The sequence below is a fragment of the Bradyrhizobium sp. PSBB068 genome (assembly GCA_016839165.1).
Classification (GTDB): Bacteria; Pseudomonadota; Alphaproteobacteria; order Rhizobiales; family Xanthobacteraceae; genus Bradyrhizobium.
Window position 1 is genome coordinate 4802237 of the sequence record CP069300.1, and the last position, 15170, is coordinate 4817406.

Below are 15170 nucleotides of genomic sequence, written 5' to 3' on the forward strand. Positions count from 1 at the left end.
AATACTGGGTCACCCGCTCGAGTGCGCAATTGCGCACGAAACGCGGGTGACGACAGCGGAGAATAGTCGAGATGAACGAAACCCTCGAAGCCACCCGCACGGGGCCGATGGCGGTCCCACCGCCGCCGCTGCTCAGCATCAACAATATCGAGGTCGTCTATGACGACGTCATCCTGGTGCTGCGCGGCCTCAGCCTCGAGGTGCCGAAGGGCGCGATCGTGGCGTTGCTCGGCGCCAATGGCGCCGGCAAGTCGACCACGCTGAAGGCGATCTCCGGCCTGCTCAAGACCGAGGACGGCGAGGTCACCCGCGGCGAGATCCTGTTCGAGGGCCAGCGCATCAACGGCATCGACCCGGACAAGATCGTCCGCCGCGGCATCTTCCAGGTGATGGAGGGCCGCCGCATCGTCGCCGACATGACGTCGCTGGAGAATTTGCGGCTCGGCGCCTTCACCCGGCGCGACGGCGAGGTCTCTGCCGACATCGACATGGTGTTCAAATATTTCCCGCGCCTGAAGGAGCGCACCGGCCTTGCCGGCTATCTCTCCGGCGGCGAGCAGCAGATGCTCGCGATCGGCCGCGCGCTGATGGCGCGCCCGAAGATGATCCTGATGGACGAGCCGTCGATGGGATTGTCACCCCTGCTGGTCAAGGAAGTGTTCGCGATCATCAAGGAGATCAACCGCGATCTCGGCGTCACGATCCTCCTGGTCGAGCAGAATGCGCGCGCGGCGCTCTCGGTCGCAAGCCACGGCTACATCATGGAACAGGGCAAGGTGGTGCTCGACGGCTCCGCCGACGAGCTGCGCGACAACGAGGACGTCAAGGAATTCTACCTCGGCGGCGCCGGCGACCAGCGCAAGAGCTTCAAGAATTTGAAGAGCTTCAAGCGGCGCAAGCGCTGGCTCTGAGGATATGGAGCGTTTTCGGGCGGAGTTGCGTGTGCAGAAAGCGCGTCACACCAGGAAGGCGGCCCTAGCTGAGCACCTGCTCCGCTTCCGTGACCGCGCAGAGCACATGGTAGAACGACGACGCCGGGATCGTGGCGATCAGCGAATTGCCGCCGCCGTCGAACTGGTCGTACCAGCCGCCGGCCACGGGATGGCTGAGATAGTGCCGCTCCAGCAGCACCAGCGCCCCGCGCGCCTCGTCCGCAGCGCCGGCTTCGCCCGACTCGGCCTGCGCGATCCAGGCCTTCGCCAACTCGCTCTGCGGCCACAGCCGCCTGGTGTGGCGGCGGATGTTGCCCTCGGCATCGCCCTCGTCGATCAGGCAGCCGGTGGCGTCGCGATAGCGCAGCGCCGAGGCCAGCAGCTCGCCGCGCGGGCGCCCTGTTGGGCAGCCGGTGATCCGCTCAAAACCCTTCAGCAGCCAGACCCATTCCGCAAGGTGCCCGGGCTCGACGCTGACCGGCGGGATCCGCGACCAATCCTCCTCGAAATATTCGCCCAGCGTCCGCGTCTGCTTGTCATAGAGGTTGGCGAGGAACAGTGCGAAGAAATCGCCGGCGCGGTTCTGGAACGACAGATCATGCGTCGCGTCGAAGCAGGCGATCATCGCCTCGAACAGATGCATCTGCGGGTTCTGCCGCCGCGGCATCGACGGCGGCAGGCCTTCCTGGAAGCCGCCATGGGGCGAGCGCAGCTGGGTGTCGAGGAACGCCAGCAGCGCGTCGATCTCGGCGCGAACCTGAGCGTCCTGGTCGAGGCCGTAGACAGTCGCCAGTGCGAGCAGCACGAAGGCATGGCCGTAGGTGTCGCGCAGCGGATCGTGCACGCCGCCCTCCGGCGTCAGGCTGAACACAAAGCCCGGCCGGCCGTCCGGCGCCTTGGCCTTGGTGAGCATGTAATCCAGCGCCTTCAGCGCGATCGCGCGCCCTTCGGGATACCAGCCCATCTGGGCCGCCTTGGCGTAGCAATAGATTTGGCGCGCCTGCACAAGGAGGCGGCGCGGGGCCGCGTTGTCGGCTGTCCCATCCTGATGCAGCCGGTCGACGAAGCCGCCGGCCGTGCTGTCCCACCCCACCGTCGACCACAGCGGCAAGGCGTGGTCGATGATGCGGCGCTTCAACCTCGCGACGACATCGGCGGCCCCGTCCGCCGCCACGTTCTCTGCCTCAGCCATCGTGCTTCCTGGAACCGTCCCAATGTCAGCGCTCACCGTCTGATAGCACGGGCAGACCGGCACGCCACCTGCGCAAATCCTCCCCTCAAGGACCCGCCATGACCGACCATTACGACGCCCTTGAAACGCGCGATCCGGCCGCCCGCGAGGCCGCCCTGTTCGCCCGGCTGCCGGAGGTGCTGCGCAAGGCGATGGCAGCGCCCGCCTATGCCAATTTGCTGCGGGGCACCGATCCCGCATCCATCACGAGCCGGGAGGCATTGGCGGGACTGCCGGTGCTGCGCAAATCGGAGCTCCCGGCCCTGCACAAAGCCGCCCCGCCGTTCGGCGGCTTCGTGGCCGACAAGCCCGGCTCCTTTGCCCGCCTGTTCACCTCGCCCGGACCGATCTTCGAGCCCGAAGGCCGCCAGGCGGACCCTTGGCGCGGGGCACGGGCGCTGTTTGCGGCGGGCTTCCGCGAGGGCGACGTGGTGCTGAACACCTTCAGCTATCACCTCACCCCCGGCGGCTTCATCTTCGACGCCTCCGCACGGGCGCTCGGCTGTGCCGTGATCCCGGCCGGCCCCGGCAATACTGAGCAGCAATTCGAGCTGATCGAGGCCTATCGCCCGGTCGGCTATAGCGGCACCCCGGACTTCCTGAAGATCCTGCTCGACGCCGCCGCTAACGCCGGCCGCGACGTCTCGTCGATCAAGCGCGCGCTGGTCTCGGGCGCCGCATTTCCGAAATCGTTGCAGGAGGAGATGAAGGCGCGCGGCGTCGAGGCCTACCAGGCGTTTGGAACCGCCGATCTCGGCCTGATCGCATTCGAGACCCCGGCGCGCGAGGGGATGACGGTCAACGAGGATCTGATCCTGGAGATCGTCAAGCCGGGCACCGGCGATCCCGTGGCGCCCGGTGATGTCGGCGAGATCGTGGTGACCTCGCTCGATCCGCATCATCCCTGGATTCGCCTCGCGCTCGGCGATCTGACCGCCGTCCTGCCCGGTGCGAGCCCGTGCGGACGCACCAACATGCGCATCAAGGGCTGGATGGGCCGCGCCGACCAGACCACCAAGGTCAAGGGCATGTTCGTGCGCCCGGAGCAGATCGCGGAAATCGGCAAGCGCCATCCCGAGCTCGGACGGCTGCGCCTCGTCGTCACCCGCGCCGGCGAGACCGACGCGATGACGCTGCGGGCCGAATGTACCTCGGCGGCGGATGCCCTGCAGGGCGAAGTCGCGGCGACGCTGCGTGCGGTGACAAAGCTCGGCGGCGCCGTTGAGCTCGTCGGCGCAGGCTCGCTGCCGAACGACGGCAAGGTGATTGCGGACGAACGATGATCGACGCCCCGCATGAGGTCCAGTCCGCGTTGTCGCGCGCGGCATTGTGAACTATTGAGCTGACTCATGCCTCGTGGAGACGGGATCATCACCTCATGAGCAGCGCTTCCGGAGATCAGCGGCGAAGGCCGGCGGTTTTCTTCGATCGGGACGGCGTCCTGAACCGGGACATCGGCTATCTGTTCGAGAGCCACAGGCTGATCTGGATCGACGGCGCGCGCGAGGCCGTGAAGGCGGTCAACGACATGGGTTATTATGCGTTTGTCGTGACCAACCAGTCAGGCGTTGCAAGAGGCCTCTACGAGGAGGCGGATGTCCAAAAGCTCCACGACTGGATGGCGGCCGAGCTCGGCAAGATCGGCGCCCATATCGACGCCTTCGAGTACTGTCCGTTCCATCCTGACGGAACCGTCGAGCGCTATCGGCAGGTCAGCCATCGCCGCAAGCCATCGCCGGGCATGATCAATGACCTGCTGGAGCGCTTTGCCGTCGATGTCGAGCGAAGCTTTCTGGTCGGTGATCAACCGACCGACCTCGAGGCCGCGCGTGCGGCGGGCCTGAAAGGCCACCTGTTCCCGGGCTCCAATCTGGAGCTGTTCCTGAAGCCTCTGCTGCAGCGAAGCTGAGCCTCAACGGTCGCAATCAGAACGTCCGAACCAGGTCGATCACCTCGTCCTGCTGCTGCCGCGTGATCTCGGCGAAGATCGGCAGCGAGAGAATCTGGCCCTGGTCGCGATGGGCGTTGGGAAATTGCTCGGGCCGGTGGCCAAACCGGGCATAGGCCGGCAGGAACGGCAGCGCGGTGGGATAGTTGATCGCGGTCTGCACGCCGTTGGCGTTCAGATGCGCGGCGAGCGCGTCGCGGCGCGGATGCCGGATCGTGTAGAGGTGGTAGACGTGGCTGCGCCCCGGCGCGACCTCGGGCACCACGACATCCTCGATCTGGTTGAGACCCGCATCATAGACCTCGGCCGCGGCCTGGCGGGCCTCGGTCCACGCGTCGAGATGCGGCAGCTTGGCCGAAAGGATCGCAGCCTGCATGCCGTCGAGCCGGCTGTTGACGCCCTCGATATGGTGCTGGTGCTTCACCAGGCCGCCATGGCGCGCCAGCATGGCCATCTGCTCGGCAAGCGCGGCATCGTTGGTGACGACGGCGCCGGCATCGCCCATCGCGCCGAGGTTCTTGCCGGGATAGAATGAATAGGTCGCCGCCTCGCCGAACGTGCCGACCATGCGGCCCTTGTAGCGCGCGAGATGAGCCTGGGCGCAATCCTCGATCACCCAAAGCTTGTGCTTGTGCGCGATCGCCATGATCGCATCCATGTCGGCCGGCTGGCCGTACAGGTGCACCGGGATGATGCCGACCGTGCGCGGCGTGATCGCAGCCTCGATCGCTGCCGGATCGATCGTGAACGTCGCGTCGTCGGTATCGCAGAACACGACGGTGGCGCCTGAATGCGTAATCATCGCCGCGGTCGAGATCCAGGAATGCGCCGTCGTGATCACCTCGTCGCCCGGCTGCACCTTCAGCGCGCGCATCGCGAGGTAAAGCGCGTCGGTGCCGTTGGCGCAGGAGACGCAGTGCGTAACTTCCGCGGCCGACGCGAACTCGCGCTCGAAGGCGTCGACATAGCTGCCGCGGATGAAGGCGTTATCGCGGATCACGCCGGCGATCGCGGCATCGATCTCGCCCTTGATGGACTGGTACTGCAATTGCAGGTCGGCATACGGCACAGCCATCGATATTCCCCTATTGCCCTATTGGCTCGCCAGCAGCCGGCGCGCCGGATTGCCGGCATACGTACCTGGTGTCGTGATGTCCTTGGTCACGACAGATCCGGCGCCGATGACGACGTCGTCGGCAATCCTGACCGGCATGATCGTGGCGTTGGAGCCGATCGACACCCGGTTGCCGATCACGGTCTCGCGCCACAGCTCCTTGCGTCCGCGCGCCGGTCCGCCGGTGGAGAAGGTGTCGTTGACGAACATCACGCCGTGCCCGACGAAGCAGTCCTCGCCGATGGTGACGAGCTCGCAGATGAAGGCGTGCGACTGCACGCGGGTGCGCGCCCCGACCGCCACGCCCTTCTGGATTTCGGTGAAGGGCCCGACGAAGCAGTCGTCGCCGAGCTTGCAGCCATAGAGATTGCAGGGCTCGACGATCTTGACGCGTTCGCCGAACGCGACGTCGCGCACGCTGGCCTGATGCACGTCCGGTCGATTCACGAAACGACACCCAGCCGGCTCAACCGCGGCGTGAACCGCAGCGCAACTTCCTCGCCGGTCTCGATCGACTCATAGAGGGCCGAGATCAGTTCAAGGCTCTTGCGGCCCTCGAGCCCGTCGACCAACGCGGCGCGCTGGTTCTCCAGGCAATCGACCACGTGGTGATAATAGGCCTGATGGCCGAAGCCGTAGACGTTGGGCGGGTTGACCGAGAACTTCTCCACGACGTCCTTGTCCGACGGCAGTTCGTCGACAAAGCGCCAGTGCCGGATCTGGTTGACGGCGAAGCCGGAGATCTCGACGGTGCCCTTTTCGCCGAGGATCGACAGCGAGCCCTCGAGATCGGTCGGCCGCGCCGCAGTGGTCGCCTCGATGATGCCGAGCGCGCCGTTGCGGAACTTGAGCGTCGCCACAGCGGTGTCCTCGGTTTCGATATTGGCCAGCGCCGTCGTCGCCCGCGCATGCACGCTCACCACGTCACCGAAGAACCACTCCAGCATGTCGACATGGTGGCTCGCCTGGTTGGTCAGCACGCCGCCGTCATAGGCCCAGGTGCCGCGCCAATCGTCCTGGTCGTAATAGGCCTGGTCGCGGCACCAGCGGACCCGCACCGTCCCCAGGATGAGCTTGCCGAAGCGGCCGGCGTCGAGCGCCTCGCGCGCCTTGACCACCGGAACGTTGAAGCGGTTCTGCTTGACGATGAACATCTTCACGCCGGCCTCATCGCAAGCCCGGATCATGTCGTCGGCGTCCTGCAGCCGCAACGCCATCGGCTTCTCGACCACGACGTGCTTGCCGGCCTTCGCGCAGGCGATCACATGTGCGGGGTGCAGGCCACTCGGCGTCAGCACGGCAACCGCGTCGATATCCTTGCGTGCCAGGAATTCGTCCATGTCGTAATGGGCCGGAACAGCGAACTTCCCGGCAACCGCATCCGCCCGCGCGCGGATCGGATCGCAGACCGCAACCAGGCTTGCTCCCGCGATGTGATTGCCACCCAGGAGGTCGGAATGGCGCTTGGCGATACGCCCGCACCCGAGCAGGCCGAATCTGATCATGCAACAGGCCCTGTCTTGTCTCGCGGCCGACCGTTGCAGCCAGCCGAAAAGCCGAGGGAACAAGCGGCCCTGCGAGCCGCACGATAGCGTTCCATTACCCAGAAAACCCGGGTTAACGCAAGGCCACGCGATCAGGGACCCGATTCGGGTCGCCCGCGCCCGACACTCGCGCCTCGGAATGTCACGACGAACTGAACACTACGGGTGCGGAATCCCCCACCGGCCCGCCGGAGCCGCAACAGGATAATCCGAAAACACCGCATCCCGGCATCAAGACCACATCACACAAATTCAACCGCGCTCGGACGCGTCGCTGCAGCACACGAAATTTGTGCTATTGGGCGGGAGCAATAGAATGCCGTGTGGGCATCATTCTTGCCGTCCTGTTCGAGCCGTGCCATGTCCCTTGGTCCAAGACATAACATCGGTTGGCAATCGCGTGGGCTTAGTCTGCCGAATACGACAACCACCAATGAAACGGTCTCAACGCACAGTCCGACACGGCGGTAGATGAGAATGAACGATCGCGCTATTCAGCTGGAGCCCGGTTTCGGTTGGCGCCAGGCCAGACTTGCCCTGCTCGCCTATGCCCACATCGTGGTTTGCGCCGTTTCGCTGTATTGCATCACGATCACCAATTCCTTCCCGGCTGTCATCGGCTTTGAGAAGTCGCACCTGGCGGCAGCAATTCTGAACGTCGTGGCATTCAGCCCGGTCGTGATCCTGTTCGTAATCGGACGCTTCAGCTTTGGCTATCTCGTCGGCTTCTACTTCTACGTGATGGTCCTGGGCTATCTCTGGCTCATCGAATTCTCGTTACTCGATTACGATCACCGCCTGGCGCTTGCCTCGATCGTACTCTCGGCCTTTGCATTCCTCGCCCCAGCGCTGTTCATCACCAGCCCGGTGCGACAGGCTGTCGTGATGCCGGCCCGCGCGTTTCACATGATGCCATCCGCCATCCTGATCGGCTCAGCCGCCATCATCGGTATCGGCTCTCTCTATAGCCTCAAGCTAGTCAACCTCTCCGAGATGTACAAATACCGCGCGGAGGTGGCGTTGCCAGGTGTCCTGCAATACGCCGTCTGGATCGTCTCGAACGCCCTGTTGCCGCTCGCCTTTGCCTGCTTCGTCACCAGCAAGCGGATCTGGCAGGCAGGGATCGCCCTGCTGCTGATGCTTCTGTTCTACCCGATCATGCTGACCAAGATGGCGTTGTTTGCTCCGGTCTGGCTGCTGTTCCTCGCCGTCGTCTGCAAGCTGGTGGCCGAGGCCAGGCTCGCAACGATTCTGTCGTTCTTCCTGCCTGTCCTGATCGGCGTCATCTTGTTCGTCCTGGTCAAGGCCGAGGTGTTTCCGCTCACACCCGGATTGGTTTATTTCGGCACCGTCAACACCAGGATGGTTGCGATCCCGTCGCTCGCCCTTGAAATCTACAACAACTACTTCTCAGCGCACCCGCTGACCCATTTCTGCCAGATCAACGTGCTGAAGCTCGTGGTTCCATGCGCCTACAACGAGCCGATATGGGCCGTCATGGCCAGGTCCTACGATCTAGGCGCCTTCAATGCTTCGCTGTTCGCCACCGAAGGGATCGCTTCGGTCGGCCTCGTGCTGGCGCCGCTGTCCGCGCTGGGCTGCGGACTGATCATCGCTCTCGGCAACCGCCTGTCGGCCGGCTTGCCGTCGCAATTTGTGCTGCTCTCCGCCGGACTGCTTCCCCAGGTGCTCCTCAACGTGCCGCTTTCGACGGCTTTGCTGACGAACGGCACCGGGCTGCTGTTCCTGCTCTGGTACATCGCGCCACGGTCGGCCTTCGACCAGGCGCCGAAGGCCGCTGTGAGCGAAAATCTACAAGCGACAAGCACTGGCTAGCGCGGCGCTCCAAAGTTCGCCAGTCCGCCGTTCCCAGACAAGTCGTCCGGCGCGAGGGATCGCCGGAGCGCCTGCGAGATCCTCACGCGCGAATGATATTGTCCGCACGCCGAGGAAACTTTCCGCGGCAATCGACCAGCAGCGGAGCATGTGCGCGGAGCAGCTCATAGTCGAACTTGTCGTGGTCGGTCGCCAGGAGGACGCAGTCGAAGCCCCGTAAATTGTCCTCGGTGAGCGCGACGCTCGACAGGTCGAACGAATGCGCGCGCATCTTCGGGAACGCAGGGACGTGCGGATCGCTGTAGGCGACCTTGGCGCCGAGGTCGCGAAGCTTCTCCATCAATAGCACCGAAGGCGATTCACGAACGTCGTCGACATTCTTCTTGTAAGCGATACCGAGCACCAGGACCGAGCTGCCGCTGATCGACTTGTGTCGCTGATTGAGCGCCAGCGAGATCTTCGACACGACATATTCCGGCATTGAGGAATTGATCTCGCCAGCGAGCTCGATGAAGCGCGTATGCATACCATATTCCCGCGCCTTCCAGGTCAGGTAGAACGGGTCGATCGGAATGCAGTGGCCGCCGATGCCAGGGCCGGGATAGTACGGAACAAATCCGAACGGCTTGGTTGCCGCCGCGCGGATCACCTCGTGAATGTCGATCCCCATCTTGTCGGCGACCATCTTCATCTCGTTGACGAGACCGATATTCACCGAGCGGTGAATGTTCTCCAGCAGCTTCGTCAGTTCGGCGGCCTGCGTCGAGCTCACGGGAACGACTTTGTCGATCACCTGGCCATACAGGGCAATGCCAGCCTCCAGACATGCCGGCGTGCAGCCGCCACACACCTTCGGGATCGACCGGGTCGAGAAATTCTGGTTACCGGGATCTTCGCGTTCCGGTGAAAACACCAGAAACACATCATTCCCCACGGTGAAGCCGCGCTTCTCGATACGCGGTTTCAACTCCTCCTCGGTCGTGCCGGGATAAGTCGTGCTCTCGAGCGACAGCACCATTCCCTGATGCAGGTATGGCAGCAGCGACTCCGTCGTATCCAGCACGAAGCTGAGATCGGGCTCGCGATATTTATTGAGCGGGGTCGGAACGCACAGGATCAGCGCATCGACCTCCCGCGCGCGTGAGAAATCGGTCGTCGGCTCGAACCCAAGCTCCGTCGCATTGCGAATGCTGGCGCTCGAAATATGCTCGATGTAGGAGCGGCCTGCGTGGAGCGCGTCGACCTTGGTCTGGTCGATATCAAAGCCGATCACCTTGTAGCCCACCTCGCAATAGCGGAGCATCAAGGGCAAGCCGACATAGCCCAAACCGACGATGCCGATCTTGGCCGTTCTATCGTTGAGCTTTGCGATCAGTTCGGAATTCATTTTAGCACTCGTACGGGGTTGATACGGATAACCGGCCTGAGGAGCATCCAATTCGGCCTCTGATAGCGCCATAGTGGCAAAGCCACAACCCCGGAAGCCGCCCTCGGGGCCTCTTCAGGCGCTGCGGTACGCACCAGGCGGGAGTGTCGCTTGCGATTGCGGCGCTCCGACCGCAGCGTCGGCCGGCAAGGCTATCGAGGGCCGCCAACGCTCAACAGGCGCGTGACTTCATAGGCCGCACGACCAGTCCCATACTCGTCAATATCGCGTTGAACTGCATGGCCCGGCTGCTTCCATAGCCGGTTCCAACCGTGCGTGACCGTCTCCGTCCACTCCGTCTCGTCACGCAAGGTGATGCACGGGACGCGATGGAAATAAGCCTCCTTCTGCACCCCTCCCGAGTCCGTATAAACTTCAACCGCGTTGTGCAGAAGCTTAGCCATGTCGAGGTAACCGACCGGGTCGATAACCTTCAAGCCGTCTAGGTCGACCCCTAAAGCCAGGGCCGCCTGTCGCGTGCGTGGGTGGAGCGGGAGCACGACGGGAAACTTTCGTGACCGCTCCTGGAGGAATTGCACGACCGCCAGAAGCTGCTGCCGATCACCAGTGTTCTCGGCACGATGGATCGTCGCGAGCGCATAGGCCTTCGGGGCGAGCCCGAGACCGGTCAATATCGTCGAGCTCTTCTCTGCTTTGCCGGTCACGAACAAGGTCGCATCGTACATGACGTCACCGACATGATGGACGCCGGCGGTTACGCCTTCGGCGGCTAGGTTGGCGACGGCAGTCGCCGTCGGACAGAGATGCAGAGCGGAGAGATGGTCCGTTACCAGCCGATTGATCTCCTCCGGCATGCGGCGGTTGAACGATCGAAGTCCCGCCTCGACATGCGCGACCGGAATATGCAACTTCGACGCCGCGAGAGAGCCGGCCAGCGTCGAATTGGTGTCGCCGTAGACGACGACCCAGTCCGGCTTCTCGGCGAGCATGATCGGCTCGATCGCCATCAGCATGCGGCCCGTCATATCGCCATGGCCGCCGCCGTGGATATCGAGATGATGGCGCGGCCGCGGAATGTCCAGCTCTTCGAAGAAGACGTCCGACATGTTCGGATCGAAATGCTGGCCAGTGTGCACCATCACTTCCGAGAGCCCATCGGTCGCGCGGATCGCGCGACTGACGGCCGCCGCCTTGATGAACTGGGGCCGAGCACCAACGATGGTCAATATCTTCAGCGTCATGGCTTCACGAGCGGTGTTGCGTCTCGGCCAGACGATGATCCGGCACATCAAGAGAATTCGCGGATATCATCCTATGCAGCCCTGCCCCGAACTGCACAAATCGCCGCAAATCCACGCGGGATGCGAGACGATCCAGTTCAGGAACGATATCGACGGAAGGCGTGTTCGGATTCACGATCTCGAACTTCGGCTCGACGCCGAGCTCCCGACCAATCGCATTCGCGATCTGGCGGATCGAGAGCACCTCTGAGTTTGCCACGTTCAGCGTGTCCGTCCATGACGAAGCAATGCTTGCGAGAATGACCTCGACAATGTCGTCGATGAAGGTGGGCGCGAGGCGAATTCCATCCTTGCTGCCCGAGAGCTGGATCGCCGCGCCGTCCCGGATCCTGCTTATCAGCTGCGGAATCAGCCTGTCGTGTTGACCCGGGCCGTACGGAAAGAACAACCTCAGAGTATTCACGGAAAAGATACTGGAGAACGGCTTCGCGACGATTTCAGAAGCTAGCTTGCTTGCGCCGAGGAATCCGGAAGGCGCTAAGGCGACATCCTCGCGCAGAGCTCCCGTAAACGGCTCGTACACCGCCCCCGACGAAAGCAGGCAGAAGTGCTTGGCCGCGGCCCGAGCCGCCCAATCCAGCAGCCGCATCGTCATGTTGACGTTGACGTCGAACATCTCGCGCGAGTCAGCTGGAAAATTGCGGTAGCGCCTCGATTGAGCGGCATGGACGACAACATCTATCATCTTTGGGAAACTGGAATCCTCGATCGCCGTCGCTCCATCCCAAACCACGGCCGTTCCGAACGCGACCGACGTTCCTGGCCGGCAAACGCAGAAAAGCTCGTGTCCCTCGGCCACCAACCGGGGCCCGAGGGCAGAACCGACAAACCCGGTACAGCCTGTCAATAATATCCGCATGCCGTGTCAGACCGTTGGCTTCGTCAGCAAAACGGAGATCCCGTTCGGATTGGAGTCGTTGAAGGTGTAGCTCTTGACCCCGAGTTCCTTCATCCAGCCTGCAACCTCCTCATCGCTATGCTGCCAGGCGTTGTGCGGATGATACCAATCGAAGTTGACCATGTTGTTCGTTTCGTAGTCGAACGCCTCGTTCCAGAAACACTTCAGGAAGTTGTAGTACAGCAATCGCTGGACGTTGTGCGTTCCTGCGGGAATTCCAAGCACCGGAATCGGCTTCTCCAGCGTGATCGTGGCATTCAGCCGTGACAATTCACGGCCCAGCTCCGTGATGCCTTCGCAGGCCGCATAGCACTCCTCCGCGGAGAGCAGCATGAAATTCTGGCGGATATGATCGTCGGCGAATACCCGCGCGGCTCCCATCTTCCGATAGACGTAGAAGAAGAATTGGCCGCCGGGCCTGACCTTTCGATACAGGGCTTCTACCGCCGCCCGGGTGTTCGGCGTGTGATGCAGCACCCCGTCCGCGATGATGAAGTCAAACGTATCATCGGGGAAGGGCGCTTCCATCAAGTCGGCCTGAACGACCGAACAGTTCTCGAGATCACGGGTGTTCTCGAATGTCGTCAATGCCGCGTCGGACACGTCGAGCGCAAACACCTCGCCCGGGCAGTTCTCGGCGATGAACCGGGTGTTGAAGCCCGACCCCGGACCAACCTCGAGCACGCGCTGCTTGGACCGGTAGAACGCCTTCAAGGCGTCCAGATCGGGCAGCCCGAGCTTCTTGCAATACCAACCAAACAGGAATTCCTTGTGCTCGGGTTGCAGTCCGTATTGCTTGAAGCGGCGCCACTTGTCCGAGAAGGTCTGGTTCGTCTTGGCCTGCTCATGGGCCTCCGGCCGGCTCTGCGCGGTCGCCGGCTTCGGCAAGCCGTAGCGCGAGCAGAACTCGCTCAGGTCGGGCTGCATCGGGCCGCTCAGGAAGCAGGGAACCCCTTGCAGGATCGGATACCACAGCGATGCATCGGGCGTCCGAAGGATGCCTTCGATAATCTGGCCGTCCTGTTGCGTGAAAGCCTCGAGCTGAAGCTCCATTCCGTTCGGACGGAGACGTGAAGACGCAACGGTTCGCATAAATCTAGCTCCTACAACTGCAACTAATGGAGGGCACCGCCATAGGCGCCGTGTTGCTTGCACCAGGACTCGAAGCTGAGCAAACACCAGATCAGCGCGACATGGCTTGCCCTGTCTTCGAAATGTTCGTTCAGAATCCGACGTACGAAGTCATACTGGAGCACGCCGCGCTGCCTGATGCGGGATTCAGAAAGTTGCTCCTCGATCCATGAGCGCAGAATGCCCCTGTACCAAGATGCGTCCGGAGGACCAAATCCCATCTTCGGTTTCCGGTAGATCGTATCGGGCACCAGCGGCCGGACGGCTTCGCGAAACAGGATCTTCCCCGTGGAGCCGTCGGACAGCAGGCTCCAGTCCACGTTGAGCAGATAGTCGACCAGCTCGTTATCAAGCAGCGGCACCCTCGCCTCAAGGGAATGCGCCATCGACAGCTTGTCTTCCAGAGCCAGAAGGCCTGGAAGGTAGGTGGTCATATCGACGTGCATGATGACGTCCCAAGGGTCTTGCGACGGAACCGAGCCGATCGCATCTCCGATCGCGGCGAGCGGATCGAAACCTCCCGCGGCTCGCAAGAACTCCGGCGTAAAGGCATCCTTGATGCGCTCCGCCGAGATCGGGACATTGAGGCTTGCCCGGTAGAGGGCAAAGGCATCGCTTGAGGCCGCCCGACCCGCCGCTCCGGCGCGAAGACGCTGAAGGGCACGTCGCATCAGGGAAGCCGGAGCCGCCCTCGGCACAATGGCATATCTGCCGACATATCCTCCGGTGACTTCGTCACCGCCCGTACCCGACAGAACGACCTTGGCGTCCTGAGCGACGCGTTGCGCGATCAGATAATTCACATAGGCCATTCCCATGCGAGGATATTCGATCGCGCCGACCGTCGCATCCAGGTGACGGACCAGCGCGTCCTGCGGCACCATGAGTTCGACGCGTTCGATATTGAGCTGCTTTGCGACCGCCCTCGAGAACTCGCGCTCATCGACAAATTTGTCGACGCCGACATTCTCGAGATCGAAGATGCACGAATAGGCGCGGACCACCGGATCGATCTGGTGCGCACCAGCCGTGATTGCCGAACTGTCGATGCCGCCCGATAGATACGCCATCACCGGAACGTCCGCGGCCAACTGTCTCCGCAACGCGGACTGCAATATCTCGCCAAACTCGCCCGAGGCCCGTGCCAAACCGGGCGAGTATTTGCGATGATAGGACGGCGACCAATAGGTGCCGCTCGAACTTCCACTCGCCGCAAATCGCTCGAAGGTACCCGGCTTGAGGAGACGAACGCCGCGGAACGGCGTGCGCCCTCCCCAATTGTTCATCAGCGTGAAGTACTCCAGGGTTGCCGACGCATCGAACTGCTTGTCGATCAACCCACTGGCGTAGAGCGCACGCACCTCCGAGCCGAAGACGAGACCCTTGCCGGGCAGTTCCGCGACGTAGAGCGGCTTGATCCCGTACCGGTCGCGGGCGATCGCCAGCTCACGCTGCCGCTCGTCCCAGATCGCGCAGGCGAACATGCCGTTCAGCCTGCTGAACAGCCCGTCCTTCCACTGCTCCCAGCCATGCACCAGAACCTCGGTGTCCGAGTGGTCCGTCGCAAAGACATGGCCGGCGGCCTCGAGCTGCTTTCTGAGCTCGCGGTGATTGTAGATCTCGCCGTTGAAGACGACCCATACGGTGCCGTCCTCGTTGCTCATCGGCTGGTGGCCCGAGACAAGATCGACGATCGCAAGTCGGCGGAAGCCCAATGCTACGTCGGGCGAGGCATAGTAGCCGTCGTCATCCGGACCGCGGTGCTCGATGCTGGCCGCCATGCGGCGGATGCGCTCGTCCGCGTCCGGACAAGAGCCAAAATGCAAAATGCCTGAAATGCCGCACATC

13 protein-coding genes are annotated in these 15170 nt (G+C 62.9%); 4 read left to right on the forward strand and 9 right to left on the reverse strand.

All coding sequences use genetic code 11. The annotated features are described in order from the left end of the window. The first annotated feature begins 71 nt into the window (after positions 1–71). Positions 72–911, forward strand: a complete 840-nt coding sequence (locus JQ507_22415; protein ID QRI67713.1) for an ABC transporter ATP-binding protein — start codon at positions 72–74, stop codon at positions 909–911. A 64-nt stretch (positions 912–975) separates the two neighbouring features. Here JQ507_22415 and JQ507_22420 read toward each other — a convergent pair whose 3' ends face one another. Continuing rightward, the gene (locus JQ507_22420) at positions 976–2124 is read right to left on the reverse strand and encodes an AGE family epimerase/isomerase (GenBank protein QRI67714.1); all 1149 of its coding nucleotides are present in this window, start codon (positions 2122–2124) and stop codon (positions 976–978) included. A 98-nt stretch (positions 2125–2222) separates the two neighbouring features. On the opposite strand from JQ507_22420, the gene JQ507_22425 reads away from it, so the two are divergent. Together JQ507_22425 and JQ507_22430 are read left to right on the forward strand one after the other, a co-directional pair. Next, the gene (locus tag JQ507_22425) at positions 2223–3446 is read left to right on the forward strand and encodes an AMP-binding protein (protein QRI67715.1); all 1224 of its coding nucleotides are present in this window, start codon (positions 2223–2225) and stop codon (positions 3444–3446) included. 95 nt (positions 3447–3541) lie between these two features. Further along, complete coding sequence (locus JQ507_22430; GenBank protein ID QRI67716.1) at positions 3542–4072, forward strand: HAD family hydrolase; 531 nt, start codon at positions 3542–3544, stop codon at positions 4070–4072. Positions 4073–4088: 16 nt separating this feature from the next. On the opposite strand, the gene JQ507_22435 is transcribed toward JQ507_22430, so the two are convergent. From JQ507_22435 to JQ507_22445, 3 genes are read right to left on the reverse strand one after another with little or no spacing between them, the layout of a single operon-like run. Further along, a complete protein-coding gene (locus JQ507_22435; GenBank protein ID QRI67717.1) occupies positions 4089–5186 on the reverse strand; it encodes a DegT/DnrJ/EryC1/StrS family aminotransferase in 1098 nt (365 codons plus the stop codon). Between the two features lie 18 nt (positions 5187–5204). Then, the gene (locus JQ507_22440) at positions 5205–5672 is read right to left on the reverse strand and encodes an N-acetyltransferase (GenBank protein QRI67718.1); all 468 of its coding nucleotides are present in this window, start codon (positions 5670–5672) and stop codon (positions 5205–5207) included. After that, on the reverse strand, positions 5669–6730 hold the full coding sequence (locus JQ507_22445) for a Gfo/Idh/MocA family oxidoreductase (protein ID QRI67719.1): 1062 nt from the start codon (positions 6728–6730) through the stop codon (positions 5669–5671). The genes JQ507_22440 and JQ507_22445 overlap by 4 nt, the downstream gene beginning before the upstream one ends. A 516-nt stretch (positions 6731–7246) precedes the next feature. On the opposite strand from JQ507_22445, the gene JQ507_22450 reads away from it, so the two are divergent. After that, complete coding sequence (locus tag JQ507_22450) at positions 7247–8605, forward strand: hypothetical protein (protein QRI67720.1); 1359 nt, start codon at positions 7247–7249, stop codon at positions 8603–8605. 82 nt (positions 8606–8687) lie between these two features. On the opposite strand, the gene JQ507_22455 is transcribed toward JQ507_22450, so the two are convergent. From JQ507_22455 to asnB, 5 genes are all read right to left on the reverse strand, one after another. Then, a complete protein-coding gene (locus tag JQ507_22455) occupies positions 8688–9992 on the reverse strand; it encodes a nucleotide sugar dehydrogenase (GenBank protein QRI67721.1) in 1305 nt (434 codons plus the stop codon). Positions 9993–10183: 191 nt separating this feature from the next. Further along, positions 10184–11233, reverse strand: a complete 1050-nt coding sequence (gene wecB, locus JQ507_22460) for a UDP-N-acetylglucosamine 2-epimerase (non-hydrolyzing) (GenBank protein QRI67722.1) — start codon at positions 11231–11233, stop codon at positions 10184–10186. 4 nt (positions 11234–11237) lie between these two features. Further along, complete coding sequence (locus tag JQ507_22465; protein QRI67723.1) at positions 11238–12152, reverse strand: NAD(P)-dependent oxidoreductase; 915 nt, start codon at positions 12150–12152, stop codon at positions 11238–11240. 6 nt (positions 12153–12158) lie between these two features. Beyond that, the gene (locus JQ507_22470) at positions 12159–13346 is read right to left on the reverse strand and encodes a class I SAM-dependent methyltransferase (protein ID QRI67724.1); all 1188 of its coding nucleotides are present in this window, start codon (positions 13344–13346) and stop codon (positions 12159–12161) included. Next, entirely contained in the window at positions 13307–15169 is a 1863-nt protein-coding gene (gene asnB, locus JQ507_22475; protein QRI67725.1) for an asparagine synthase (glutamine-hydrolyzing), read from the reverse strand. The genes JQ507_22470 and asnB overlap by 40 nt, the downstream gene beginning before the upstream one ends. Position 15170 lies beyond the last annotated feature (1 nt).

Coding starts and splice junctions, on each gene's coding strand:
- JQ507_22415 (QRI67713.1), top strand. CDS start 72: ATGAACGAAACCCTCGAAGCCACCCGCACGGGGCCGATGGCGGTCCCA.
- JQ507_22420 (QRI67714.1), bottom strand. CDS start 2,124: ATGGCTGAGGCAGAGAACGTGGCGGCGGACGGGGCCGCCGATGTCGTC.
- JQ507_22425 (QRI67715.1), top strand. CDS start 2,223: ATGACCGACCATTACGACGCCCTTGAAACGCGCGATCCGGCCGCCCGC.
- JQ507_22430 (QRI67716.1), top strand. CDS start 3,542: ATGAGCAGCGCTTCCGGAGATCAGCGGCGAAGGCCGGCGGTTTTCTTC.
- JQ507_22435 (QRI67717.1), bottom strand. CDS start 5,186: ATGGCTGTGCCGTATGCCGACCTGCAATTGCAGTACCAGTCCATCAAG.
- JQ507_22445 (QRI67719.1), bottom strand. CDS start 6,730: ATGATCAGATTCGGCCTGCTCGGGTGCGGGCGTATCGCCAAGCGCCAT.
- JQ507_22450 (QRI67720.1), top strand. CDS start 7,247: ATGAACGATCGCGCTATTCAGCTGGAGCCCGGTTTCGGTTGGCGCCAG.
- JQ507_22455 (QRI67721.1), bottom strand. CDS start 9,992: ATGAATTCCGAACTGATCGCAAAGCTCAACGATAGAACGGCCAAGATC.
- wecB (QRI67722.1), bottom strand. CDS start 11,233: ATGACGCTGAAGATATTGACCATCGTTGGTGCTCGGCCCCAGTTCATC.
- JQ507_22465 (QRI67723.1), bottom strand. CDS start 12,152: ATGCGGATATTATTGACAGGCTGTACCGGGTTTGTCGGTTCTGCCCTC.
- asnB (QRI67725.1), bottom strand. CDS start 15,169: ATGTGCGGCATTTCAGGCATTTTGCATTTTGGCTCTTGTCCGGACGCG.